The organism is Candidatus Palauibacter sp. (assembly GCF_965197445.1).
GTDB lineage: Bacteria > Gemmatimonadota > Gemmatimonadetes > Palauibacterales > Palauibacteraceae > Palauibacter.
The window spans coordinates 1-11,311 of the sequence record NZ_CBDANE010000002.1 but is presented as its reverse complement, the minus strand read 5'-3'; the positions used below and the strand labels follow the sequence as shown (position 1 = coordinate 11,311).

The 11,311-nt window shown below is 63.9% G+C and carries 10 protein-coding genes and 6 tRNA genes; 13 read left to right on the top strand and 3 right to left on the bottom strand.

Translation table 11 applies throughout. The annotated features are described in order from the left end of the window. Positions 1 to 10: 10 nt before the first annotated feature. A complete protein-coding gene (locus tag ACN9M6_RS00105; protein WP_419160881.1) occupies positions 11 to 835 on the bottom strand; it encodes a cytochrome c3 family protein in 825 nt (274 codons plus the stop codon). 231 nt (positions 836 to 1,066) lie between these two features. Between ACN9M6_RS00105 and ACN9M6_RS00100 the strand changes: the two genes are divergently transcribed. The 6 genes from ACN9M6_RS00100 (at position 1,067) to ACN9M6_RS00075 (ending at position 1,805) form a co-directional block, all read left to right on the top strand. Then, positions 1,067 to 1,140 (top strand) — tRNA-Val (locus ACN9M6_RS00100). Between the two features lie 17 nt (positions 1,141 to 1,157). Next, positions 1,158 to 1,232, top strand: a tRNA-Asp gene (locus ACN9M6_RS00095). A 23-nt stretch (positions 1,233 to 1,255) separates the two neighbouring features. Further along, positions 1,256 to 1,329 (top strand) — tRNA-Ala (locus ACN9M6_RS00090). A 154-nt stretch (positions 1,330 to 1,483) separates the two neighbouring features. Beyond that, positions 1,484 to 1,555 (top strand) — tRNA-Thr (locus ACN9M6_RS00085). A gap of 24 nt (positions 1,556 to 1,579) precedes the next feature. Continuing rightward, positions 1,580 to 1,652: transfer RNA gene (locus ACN9M6_RS00080), tRNA-Gly, on the top strand. Between the two features lie 79 nt (positions 1,653 to 1,731). Then, a tRNA-Pro gene (locus ACN9M6_RS00075) sits at positions 1,732 to 1,805 on the top strand. Positions 1,806 to 2,116: 311 nt separating this feature from the next. Here ACN9M6_RS00075 and ACN9M6_RS00070 read toward each other — a convergent pair. Together ACN9M6_RS00070 and ACN9M6_RS00065 are read right to left on the bottom strand one after the other, a co-directional pair. Further along, positions 2,117 to 2,431 (bottom strand): hypothetical protein, encoded by a 315-nt coding sequence (locus ACN9M6_RS00070; protein WP_419160880.1) that lies wholly within the window; start codon positions 2,429 to 2,431, stop codon positions 2,117 to 2,119. 444 nt (positions 2,432 to 2,875) lie between these two features. Then, the gene (locus tag ACN9M6_RS00065; protein WP_419160879.1) at positions 2,876 to 3,406 is read right to left on the bottom strand and encodes a hypothetical protein; all 531 of its coding nucleotides are present in this window, start codon (positions 3,404 to 3,406) and stop codon (positions 2,876 to 2,878) included. 81 nt (positions 3,407 to 3,487) lie between these two features. Here ACN9M6_RS00065 and ACN9M6_RS00060 point away from each other — a divergent pair, with 81 nt between their 5' ends. From ACN9M6_RS00060 to ACN9M6_RS00030, 7 genes are all read left to right on the top strand, one after another. Beyond that, a complete protein-coding gene (locus ACN9M6_RS00060) occupies positions 3,488 to 4,321 on the top strand; it encodes a GIY-YIG nuclease family protein (RefSeq protein WP_419160878.1) in 834 nt (277 codons plus the stop codon). 195 nt (positions 4,322 to 4,516) lie between these two features. Then, positions 4,517 to 5,395 (top strand): type IIL restriction-modification enzyme MmeI, encoded by an 879-nt coding sequence (locus tag ACN9M6_RS00055; RefSeq protein ID WP_419160877.1) that lies wholly within the window; start codon positions 4,517 to 4,519, stop codon positions 5,393 to 5,395. Further along, positions 5,346 to 5,822: a DNA methyltransferase gene (locus tag ACN9M6_RS00050; RefSeq protein ID WP_419160876.1), complete on the top strand. Its 477-nt coding sequence runs from the start codon at positions 5,346 to 5,348 to the stop codon at positions 5,820 to 5,822. Before ACN9M6_RS00055 ends, ACN9M6_RS00050 begins: the two co-directional genes overlap by 50 nt. Then, the gene (locus ACN9M6_RS00045) at positions 5,731 to 7,206 is read left to right on the top strand and encodes a DNA methyltransferase (protein ID WP_419160875.1); all 1,476 of its coding nucleotides are present in this window, start codon (positions 5,731 to 5,733) and stop codon (positions 7,204 to 7,206) included. Before ACN9M6_RS00050 ends, ACN9M6_RS00045 begins: the two co-directional genes overlap by 92 nt. A gap of 448 nt (positions 7,207 to 7,654) precedes the next feature. Then, positions 7,655 to 8,761, top strand: a complete 1,107-nt coding sequence (locus tag ACN9M6_RS00040) for an ATP-binding protein (RefSeq protein WP_419160874.1) — start codon at positions 7,655 to 7,657, stop codon at positions 8,759 to 8,761. A 41-nt stretch (positions 8,762 to 8,802) separates the two neighbouring features. Then, complete coding sequence (locus tag ACN9M6_RS00035) at positions 8,803 to 10,038, top strand: IS256 family transposase (RefSeq protein ID WP_419160873.1); 1,236 nt, start codon at positions 8,803 to 8,805, stop codon at positions 10,036 to 10,038. 133 nt (positions 10,039 to 10,171) lie between these two features. Beyond that, a partial coding sequence (locus ACN9M6_RS00030; RefSeq protein WP_419160872.1) for a hypothetical protein occupies positions 10,172 to 11,311 on the top strand: 1,140 nt, incomplete at its 3' end.

Genomic DNA, 11,311 nt, shown 5'->3' with positions numbered 1-11,311 from the left:
CAGCCGCCGTTCAGTAGTGACATGCCGCACAATCCGTGGGGGCCCGCGTCTCGCCGTAGTCGGTGTCGATGTCTCGCGGGTAGAATCCCTCCGGCTGGCGAGGCGCCGGAGCCCGCGGCGGCGGGTTGTCGCGCGACAACGTGTGGTCGGTCGCGACGTCGCTCTCGGACGGGGGCTGTCGGTGGCACTCGAGACACCAGCCCATCGTCAAAGACGCCCACTGGTACACCCGATCCATCTCCTCGACCGGACCGTGACAGTCCTGGCATTCCAGGTTGCGCAGGTGCGCCTTGTGGCTGAACTGTACGAATTCCGGCAGCTTGTACACCCACTCCCACTCCACGGGCTCGCCGCGCGTCTCGTAGGCGCGCAGCTCCTCGACCGGAGGCAGTCCGTTCCCCGCGACGCGGTGGCAGCCCATGCAGACCGCGAGCGACGGCACGATCCCGGAAACCGACCGCTCCGTACCCACGTGGCAGTACATGCAGTCGATCTGCAGGTCCGTGACGTGGAAGCGGTGGTTGAAGGGGATCGGCTGCTCGGGTCCGCGGCTCGCGTTCTCGTGGTCGTAGATCGCGCGCCACTGCGGAGGCATGGTCGCGAGATCCTGCTCATCCGCGTACTGGGTGGACGCCGCGGCAGTCTCGCCCTCGCCCGCCGCCTGAGGGTCGGCCGACCCTCCTCCCGCACTCTCCTGAAGGTGCAGGAAAGAAGACGGGTCGAGGCTCGCGGTTGCGATCTCGAGTTCGCCGGTTGAAGGCCGGTACAGCGCCATCGCGGTGGCGCCGAGGGCCACGGCAACGACGGCCGCGGCCGCGCGAGAGCTTATCTTCATCCGCCTCTCTGAGGGGGAATCGACGATGTGAGTCACCCGGCTGGCCCCCCGCGTCGGGGGCGCGGGACGCGAACAAGGTAAAGCCCGTTCCGGTGGATGCAACCGTCGCCGGGGACCGCCGATCCGGCGCCCGCCGAGGCACCCGCAAAGGTTGACCGATTCGGGCCGTTCCTTTAGCATGTAGCGTCCGAGCGGGCTCCCCCCCGGGGTCCGCTCGTCTTGTCTTTCGGCGGGGCCTTAGCTCAGATGGCTAGAGCGCTACGTTGACATCGTAGAGGTCACTGGTTCGAGTCCAGTAGGCCCCATCGGAACGCCGCTACAGGGGGCTGTAGCTCAGCCTGGTTAGAGTGCCGGTCTGTCACACCGGAGGTCGCGGGTTCGAATCCCGTCAGCCCCGTTCCCAAACAACGTGTCGAACGAGGGGCCGTAGCTCAGTCTGGGAGAGCGCTTGAATCGCACTCAAGAGGTCGCGGGTTCGAGTCCCGCCGGCTCCACTGCCGTCGCACCTGACAAGGCGCGACGAGGGAGCATAGCAGCGCTATGTGACCGAGAAGCAACGCAGAGCGTTAGCGTGTCAGCCAAGATACATTGCCGCTCGAATGCAGCGGAGCTTTCGCCACGGGCTGCTCGGGTAGCGGGGGACGGCTCGCCACCGTAGCTCAGGGGTAGAGCACCGCATTCGTAATGCGGCGGTCGTCGGTTCAAATCCGACCGGTGGCTCTTTTTTTTGAGGATGGAGTATCCGCGGGTGTAGCTCAGCTGGTAGAGCGCAACCTTGCCAAGGTTGAGGTCGCCGGTTCGAATCCGGTCACCCGCTCTTGTTGCCGACTCGCCGACCCCATTAGCGAGCGCGAGCCCGGCCCCGCGCCAGGCGCGCGGGAACTCCGCCGTACCCTCGGGGCGTGGCTCAGTCCGGTAGAGCGCTGCGTTCGGGACGCAGAGGTCCCCGGTTCAAATCCGGGCGCCCCGATTCGGCCCGCCTGGTCATGTTGGCCGGGCGTACTGTTAAGACCCCTGGTCTGCCAAGTCGCCCCCGGATTACGCGGGCCGCCGAAGGCGGTCGTAGCGAAATCTGGGCGCCCTCGGCCCGGTCAACGTGCCGCAGTTTGGCATGCCCATCCGATGACCGCGCCAGCGGTCGCGGCCCGTCCAGTTGTCCCAAGACGTTCTGCGGACTGTCTCAACAGGGCGAAGTAAGTCGATTGCGTCGGATCCCGTGTCGTCCCTTGCCGCAGGGCGCCTCGCCCCCGACGCGGACTCTCCCGCAGCTTCGCCACGAGCTCAGCGCCTCCCGTGCAGCCTCCGCCGACATTCAGAGTGCAGCGTGCTCACAAGGCGATTGAAGTGTTCACGCATCCACTCGACGGCTTCGTCAAAATCGCGGATCGCCGTCCCCTTCACGAACTCCGTGTTGCGTTGGAACCCCAGCCGCGGCTGACCGCCGGAGGTGGCCCACTGCGCCCATCCGTCGAGTCTGTCTCCCAACTCCTCGTCTTCGCTCACGGCGCTGACGATTTCATCGTAGGCTCTCTCGCACTCCGGGAAGCCGGCCCGCCGTGTCAGGTAGCATGCGATACTGGATTGGTTGCGTTTCACCTGGGCGCCGAACGAGATGCCCCAGCCTCCAAACCCTGATCCTTCGACCAACACGTAGACGCTTGGGTCTTCCGAAAGTTGAGGCACCTCGGGCTCAGGATCGTCAAAGGCGAACTCTCTCAGCACCGCCCTCCAGAATCGCTCGTTCTCGTCCTCAATCGGGGATGGTTCATGCTCTTCAATCGGGTGGTCGTCCGGCTCCTCCAGAATCGTCTTGCGAATGAGGACCGTGCGGGGAGGAGTTCGGTCCGCGCCAGGACTCGTGGCTGGATGATCAGGTCTTCTCCGTCCGCACGACGAAAAACGGCGGCCTCGACGAGCGCAAGATTGAAGCGAAGGCCGCTGTGCTTCTGCACGTAAGAGACGATGTCCTCGACGTCCTCCCGGATCCCGTCGCCGATGATCAGGAGCAGGAACTCGCCGCGCCTGAGCCGGCGGGCGACGTTATCGACGAAATCCTGCTCTTGCACGGCCGCCGTGCGCTTCGGAAACGATGTCAAATGGCGACCGTTTGGTACGGTTCCTGACCGCTCGTTCCAGGTCGTCGTAGCTCCACGACGCGAGTACACGGGCGTAGTCGAGGATCTGGCCGATCACCTCCCTCCGCGCGCCCGGGTTCCTCCAGAGCTTGAACTCGGCAAGAATGATCCTCCCGGTCGGCGTCAGGTACAACGCATCGGCGGACCCCGCCCGCGTGGCGAGTTCCATGCAGACGGGAACCGGATCGATGTAAGCTGGGTCGATCTCACCGAGCGGCAGGATGTCTGCGTGCCGGAACAGGACTTCCTGCAGGCGGCCCTCGTCGATCGGACCCTCGCCTCCAGCGGGTGCAACCGGTACGTGCCGCCAAGTGGCGCTTGCGGTGAGATCTTCGCTCAGCTGGACGGAGGTTTCCGTACATCTAGGGCCTTCCAGAGCACTGGTTCTGCGGTTGAGGCCGAATTGGCAGCGACCAAATCTGCTTCGAGAGAACATACGACCCGTGTCGCGAGGCCGTACACAACCTGGATCGACTTGATGCGAATCCCCGAGTCTGCTCCTTGTTGAGCCCGACTCATGGCGCCCCGGATCTGCTCATGCACCCCAGTGCGAGTGCGCGCGAGACCTCACCTTGTCTCGGACCGGCGAAGCCCAACAACACGGGATGGTCAAGGCCGAGGCGCAGGTGTAGTCTCAGCGCCGGTGGTCGATTTGCCGCCTAATCAGTACGCGACTTCTCGAGGAGTGACGATGCAGCAAATGCCGCAGTTCGGCCCCCTCATGCAGAGCATCATGGCGCTGAAGTCGTTCGACAAGCGGCGACGGGAGTACAAGCGTGTCGGGTGGATCTATGCGGCGCGGAACCCGTCCTTCGTGGATCCGGTGTTCAAGATTGGGCAGTCGAAGGTCTCCCCGGCGGTACGAGTGCACCAGCTCAGCAGTTCGACATCCGTGTACAGGCCATTCGAACTCGTCTACTGGGTCCACGTCTCCGACCGTGATCGGGCCGAGGGACATGCGCATCAACTGCTGCAGGAACACCGCGTGAATCCCGGGACGGGAGTTCTTCGAGGCGTCGGTGGTGGAGGTCGCAAGGGCTCTGGACCAGGCTGCCGAGTACTTTCCGATCCCCCTTGGGCGAACGGCGCGATCGGGGTTTTTGGGGGCCTGGGCTGGCACCGATCACGGTTCGGTGCTCACGTTGCGGTACCGCGAATCGAGCCCCCCAGTTGCTCGTTCCGATCCGCATCAGTTGCGGCAACTGCGCGGAGACGCTCACGCTTGCGGCGCCAGCGAGTCCAGGCTGAACCGGCCGGCCGACCGATCCGGCGGAGTGGCCAGGATCTGAGGGGCCATCGCGCCGATCAGGATGGACGATCGGCCCAGCCTCGCGGAACGGGGAGAAGCTGACGGTGACACCGAACGAGTTCATCGCGAAGTGGCAAGCTTCGGAGCTGAAGGAGCGCTCTGCGGCGCAGGAGCACTTCATCGACCTGTGCCGGTTGCTCGGGGAAACCCACGCCGGCGGAGGCGGACCCCAAGGGCGAGCACTACTGCTTCGAGCGCGGAGCGCGGAAGGACTCCGGCGGGGCGGGGTGGGCGGACGTGTGGAAGCGGCACTGCTTCGCGTGGGAGTACAAGGGGAAGCACGCCGACCTCGATGCCGCCTTCGACCAGTTGAGGCAGTACGCGCTCGCGCTTGAGAACCCGCCGCTCCTGATCGTCTCGGACATGCGTCGGTTCCGGATCCGGACGAACTGGACGAACTCCGTGAGCAAGACGCTGGAGTTCGGGCTGGACGATCTCGTGGACGCCGCCGTCCGGGACAAGCTCAAATGGGCGATGTCCGATCCCGAGCGGCTACGGCCGGGCGAGACCCGCCAGACGCTGACGGAACGCGCCGCGCAAACGTTCGCGCAGCTCGCGCAGTCGCTCAGGGACCACGGCCACGCCCCACATGAGGTGGCGCACTTCGTGAACCGCCTCGTGTTCTGCATGTTCGCCGAAGACGTGGGTCTGCTCCCCGGCGAGATGTTCACCCGCATGCTCAAGCACGCGCGGCAAGAGCCCGAGGCATTCGCGACGCTGGCGCGCGGCCTGTTCGGCGCGATGTCTTCCGGGGGCCGCGTCGGCTTCGAGACCGTAGAGTGGTTCAACGGCGGGCTGTTTGAGGACGACGCGGCCCTCCCCCTCGACAAGGACCAGATCGAGACGACGCTGGAAGCGTCCGAACTCGACTGGTCCAACATCGATCCCTCGATCCTCGGTACGCTGTTCGAGCGCGGTCTCGACCCGGACAAGCGCTCCCAGCTCGGAGCTCACTACACGGATCGGGACAAGATCATGCGGATCATCGATCCGCTGATCGTCCGTCCGTGGCTGGCCGAGTGGGAAACCGCCAAAGCCGGGATCGCCAGCAGCCTCGAGCGAGCGAATGCCGCGAAATCCAAGGCTGCGGCGGACGCGGCACCGCAGACAGGCTGAGCACTCGCTCGGCTCGTTCCTCGAGCGGCTACGAAAGTTCACCGTGCTCGACCCGGCCTGCGGCTCGGGCAACTTCCTCTACCTGGCGCTCCACGCCCTGCACGATCTGGAACACCGGGTGCAGTTGGAAGCCGAGGCGATGGGACTCCAGCGCGCTTTTCCATCGGTCGGTCCCGCCAACGTGAAGGGGATCGAGTTGAACGCGTATGCCGCGGAACTGGCGCGCGTCTCCGTGTGGATCGGCGAGATCCAGTGGATGCGACGCAACGGGTTTCCCGGCTCCCGCGAGCCCGTCCTCGATCCGCTGGAGACGATTGAGTGTCCGAGATGCGATTTTGACGCCCGAAGGTGGCGATCCGGGGTGGCCAGAAGCCGACGTCATCATCGGAAACCCGCCGTTCCTGGGCGGCAAGCTGCTCATCACTAATCTCGGAGAGGAATACGTCACGAACCTGTTCCGCGCGTACGAGGATCGGGTGCCCCGCGAAGCCGACCTCGTCTGCTACTGGTTTGTGAAGGCTGGAGAACACTTGGGCGGAGGGGCCTCGAAGCGGGTCGGCTTGGTCGCGACCAACTCCATCCGCGGCGGCGCGAACCGGCGGGCGCTGGAGAGAGCGACGGGCGGAAGGCCGATCTTCGACGCGTGGAGCGACGAGCCGTGGGTGATCGATGGTGCGGCCGTGCGCGTCTCGCTGGTGTGCTTTTCGCAGGCAGACGACGAATTCACGCCGGAGCGCCGGCTCGACGGCGAGAGGGTGGACGAGATCTACACGGACCTGACGGCGCGCCGCGGCGAGGCTGGCGTCGATTTGACGAAGGCACGGCGGCTCGCCCGGAACGCGGGCGTGGCCTTCATGGGGGACACGAAGGGTGGGCCGTTTGACGTTCCCGGAGACCTCGCTCGGGAGTGGCTCCAGGAGCCCACTAACCCCAACGGCCGCCCCAACTCCGATGTGCTCGCCCCCTGGATGAATGGCATGGCCGTCACCCGGCGCCCCGCCGGCAAGTGGATCGTGGACTTCGGCTGGACAATGGTGAAGGAAGAAGCCGCCCTGTACGAAGCCCCCTTCCAGCACGCCCAGGAGCACGTCTACCCGATGCGAAAGGGGAATCGCGACGAAGTCCACCGCGTCCATTGGTGGCGACACCTTCGGCCGCGACAGAACCTGCGGGCGGCTCTTGACGGGCTATCTCGGTACATCGTTACACCGCGAGTCGCCAAGCACCGCCTATTCGACTGGCTCGATGTCCGCGTCCTGCCGGACAGCCAGCTCATCGTCATCGCGCGTGACGACGACACCACGTTCGGGATCCTTCACAGCCGCTTCCACGAGGCTTGGTCGCTACGCAAAGGGACGAGCCTGGAAGACCGGCCGCGCTACACCCCCACGACCACCTTCGAGACTTTCCCCTTCCCGGACGGACTTTCGCCCGACTTGGCCGCGACCGATTACATCACGGATCCACGCGCCCAAGCCATCGTTTCGGCCCGCCCGGCGACTCGTCGAACTCCGCGACCGCTGGCTTTACCCGCCCGAGTGGGTGGTGTGGATCGAGGAACCCGTCCCCGGCTATCCCCCGCGCCAAGTCCCCCGCGACGAGAAGGCCCGGACCGCACTAAAGAAGCGAACCTTGACCTCCCTGTACAACGCCCGGCCGCAGTGGCTCGTCAACGCCCACACCCAACTCGACACCGCCGTAGCTGCCGCCTACGGCTGGCCCGCGGACATCACAGACGAAGCGGCCGTCCGCGAACTGTTGACGAGAAACCGCCAATAGCTGGAGCAGGCATCCAGCGCATCGAGCCATGAGAAACCATTGCCACGAACGTCCCTCTCATCGATTTGGAAGCAGACCAATACGAGCTCCGGGTGTCCTATCCGCCGAGCCGAATCATGACTGAGCCTTCCTCGTCCTCACCACCACCGGATGCCCCCGCCATGGGGGAAAGGAGGGCGCGATGGGGATACGGATACCAGGACAAAGTCGCCACAGAGCGTATCCTGGACTCCCTGCGAACGGATTTGCGTGATGGCACTGCAGGCTTCGAGGGTGTCCGGCTAGCAGACCTTGAGGCTGGTCGAGTCGATGACTTTGTTCTCGTACGGACAGAATCCGTTGAGGGCAATTCGATCAAGTGGTCCGAAGATGCGAGAGACTTCTTGTGGAGGGACCTTATTGGCCGCCTCAGGGCTGCTACGAGATCTCGCCAATGGGTGGAAGGCGCTCCGAGACCGCTGGGACCGGCAGACCATAACTGTGCGACTCCACACCAACCGACCAGCGTCACACGCAAGACATCATGCACAGCTAATCCCATCCTTCAGCCTCGCGGAATTCGTTGATAACCACTGGCCTTCAGGTCCTGATGCAGCCGATTCTGATGAAGCGCGTGAAGCGTGGAGTAGGATTGCCGAACACGTCGGCCTGACGGGACCAGAGTTATCGGAGTTCGCGGCAAACTGCATATTGGCTTTTGGACAGCTGCCGCCTCCCGGTCCTGGCCCCGACAATCCTGACCGGAAGCACTACCTTAGGCAGTTCGACAGCCTTCATAAGGCCATAGCCACTTGGCTCACAGACAATCCCAACGAAGAATTCATCGAACGAGACTACCTCCTTGTAGACATCGGGCTGCACTTGAACCGTTCCGGACTAATCCAGCGCTTCCCAAAGCCGGATATTCCGTACGAGAAGAACCATGTAGCGGCGGATAGATTGCACGCGCTGGTTGACGCTGTCCGCGGAGGGTACGTTGCGATTACGGGCACAGCCGGCACTGGGAAATCAACGCTTGTGCAGGATGTTCTCACCGACTCCGCACATCCGTTCTTCGTACCGTATTACGCCTTCTTACCGAGCACCGATGGGAATCGCGACCGGGCCGAAGCACTGACGTTTTTTCAAGATGTCGTTGCGCGTCTCGATCGATTTGATCCGACGCGGAGTAGCGTCGGTGTTCTTGACGTTGCCCAAGGCCGAGACGCCCTTCGGTGGCACATGGCGCGCGCAAATGAGCGTTATGTTCTCGACGGCCACAAGACCATCTTGCTGATCGACGGTTTAGATCATGTGATGCGGGAAGTCAATCTTCAAACGCGAGTGCTGAATGAGTTGCCACACCCAAGCGAAGTCCCGGCCGGTTTTCTGATCATCCTGAGCAGTCAGCCGCAAGCATTGCTCGCAAGCGTAATTCCCGCAGCTGTGGCAACAACAGTCGCCGACGACAAGAGACGAATCGAAGTGGACGGCCTAAGCCGTGCGGAGGTCCATAGCCTTGTCTCCAAGCTCAGTAGCCCGACGACCGGAGGTAGGACCAAAAGGTGTGTAAAAAGGGAGGCGACGTACCTTTCAGCTGACCAGTAACAGCGGATCCGGGGTGAGACCCGGAGAAAGGACGTCGCCTCATGGGCAACGATACGCGGGGCAGGTCGAGCGGGCCAGCGTGGGAGACGCTGGAGGTGTGGGTTCGGGAGGGGGTTCGGGAGATGATCCAGGCGACTCTGGAGGAGGAGTTGACGGAGCTTCTGGGCCGTGGGAAGTCGGAGCGGCGGGCGGCGGTGGACGCGCCGCCGGGCTACCGGAACGGGTACGGGAAGCCGCGGCGTCTGGCGATGAGTTCGGGGACGATCGAGGTCAGGCGGCCTCGGGTGCGGGGCTTGGAGGAGCGGTTCGAGAGCCGGGTGCTGCCGCTGTTCGCGCGCCGGACGCGGGAGGTGGGGGATCTGATCCCGGAGTTGTACCTGCACGGGCTGGCCGGGGGCGACTTCGAGTTGGCGCTGAGGGGACTCCTGGGCGACGGGGCGCCGCTGTCGAAGACCTCGGTGGGCCGGCTGCGCGTGAAGTGGACGGCGGAGTACGAGGCGTGGCGCCGACGGCCGCTGGGGGACCGGAAGGTCGTGTACGCGTGGGCGGACGGGATCTACGTGAAGGCGGGCCTGGAGCGGGACAAGGCGGCGCTGCTGGTGGTGATCGGCGCCATGAGCGACGGGACGAAGGAGGTGCTGGCGGTCGTCCCCGGCTACCGGGAGTCGACCGAGTCGTGGGCGTCGGTGCTGAGGGATCTGAAGTCTCGGGGCTTGGGAACCCCGAAGCTGCTGGTGGCCGACGGGAACCTGGGGATCTGGGGTGCGGCGCGGGAGGTGTGGCCGGAGGCGGCCGAGCAGCGGTGCTGGAACCACAAGACGGCCAACGTGCTGGACCGGCTGCCGAAAAGAGAACAGGCCGAGGCGAAGACGTTGCTGCGGGCGGTGGCCTACGCGCCGTCGCGGGCGGAGGCGGTGGAGGCGCGCGACGCGTTCGGGGCCCGCTACGGGGCTGCGCAACCGGACGCCGTGTCCGTGCTCGAGGACGACTGGGACCGCATGACCGCCTTCCACGACTTCCCCGAGCCGCACTGGCGGCACCTGAGGACGACCAACATCGTCGAGAGCCCCTTCGCCTCGGTTCGGCTGCGCACCACGGCCGCGAAGCGGTTCAAGCGGGTGGACAACGCCACGGCGCTGATCTGGAGGCTGCTGCTGGTGGCCGAGAAGCGCTTCCGGAAGCTGAACGCTCCCCAGTTGCTCGGAGATGTCTACGAAGGGAAGAGGTTCGAGGACGGAAAGCCCGTCCCGGAAGGTCGGCCGAGGATCGCCGCCTGATGTCTTTTACACACCTTTTGGACCGACCTCGACGACCGGCGAGGATCGGGATCTGCTGTACAGCGCCTCTCTTGGGAATCCGCTGATTCTGACGTACCTCCTGTTGCTATTACAACAGTCAAGTGACGCTAGCGTGACGGCAGCGCTAGAACTGGCCGGAGATTACAAAGGTGATATTGCGCAATATTATCAGGAGCGCCTATCGCCATCTCTGCAAGATAGCAAGACGAGGAACCTCCTCGGGTTGTTATGTAGAGCGGCGCGAACGCTGCCTGTGACTTGGCTTGTCGAGTGGCCTGAAAGGGGAGCGATCGAGGACATCTATCAGGGACTGCTGGCGCCGTTCGTTCGCGTTGACGATGGCCTGTTGACATTCATTCACGACAGCCTGGTGAGCTTTCTGAAATCGGAGACGCGTTCGCGGCTGCCCGGACGTGACTCAGTCGAGGACGAACGGACATTCTATTCAAGTCTTGCCGACCGATCGAGTGGACGTCCTTGCCTAGATCCCGTCGCACGTGCCCGAATTCTGTTCCTCACGCGGGCCGAAAGGCATGCCGATGTGCTCGAACAGCTGTCCTCTGATTGGTTACGGGCCGCGATGTACGATTTCCTGCCGTACGCCCATCTCAGGCCCATTCTGCTGGCGGGTCATGCTGCGGCTTCCGCTCTTGGGCGGTGGGGCGACACGCTTAGGCTGCTCCTGTTGAGTCATGAACTTGACCAGAGGACGTCGCGTGTGGACGCAGGCGACCTAGCGAATTCTCTGTTGGTTCTCGACGATCCGGAATTAGCGCTGTCGCAGATCACGTCCGAGAATCAACTGCTAGTCGACGAAACTGTAGCTCTTCGATTTGCCGGCACCATGGAGCGCTACGCATACAAACGGAATCGGCCAGAGCTTACGCGTAGAGCGCGGTGTCTCTATCACCAAGCGAAGCCGATCGCCATAATCGATACAGGAAAGCCGGTTAATACGACGTTTCGTGATAGCGATTTTGACTCTGTCAGAGCCTGGAGCGACGTGGCGCCTTTGTTCGAACGGCCGCACATCGTAGTCGAAGAGATCCAACGCCTCATCTTTGCTCCAACAAGCGACCCTTACGACGCCGATCCAGTGACGGCCAGGGGGTATCTTCTGTTTGGAGCGCTTACGGCCGCGCTCACCGCAGGTTGCGCAGCAGCGGAGTGCAAGGCGGTTGTCGACGCGATCGAGCTCTTGGGATCCAACAGGTGGCACTTTGTCGGACTGTTACGGTTAGCTGAGTCGATG

Excerpts from the sequence above, each read along its gene's own strand:
- ACN9M6_RS00050 (WP_419160876.1), top strand. The coding sequence starts at position 5,346 with ATGCCGCGAAATCCAAGGCTGCGGCGGACGCGGCACCGCAGACAGGCT.
- ACN9M6_RS00065 (WP_419160879.1), bottom strand. The coding sequence starts at position 3,406 with ATGTTCTCTCGAAGCAGATTTGGTCGCTGCCAATTCGGCCTCAACCGC.
- ACN9M6_RS00105 (WP_419160881.1), bottom strand. The coding sequence starts at position 835 with ATGAAGATAAGCTCTCGCGCGGCCGCGGCCGTCGTTGCCGTGGCCCTC.
- ACN9M6_RS00035 (WP_419160873.1), top strand. The coding sequence starts at position 8,803 with ATGGGCAACGATACGCGGGGCAGGTCGAGCGGGCCAGCGTGGGAGACG.
- ACN9M6_RS00060 (WP_419160878.1), top strand. The coding sequence starts at position 3,488 with ATGGCGCCCCGGATCTGCTCATGCACCCCAGTGCGAGTGCGCGCGAGA.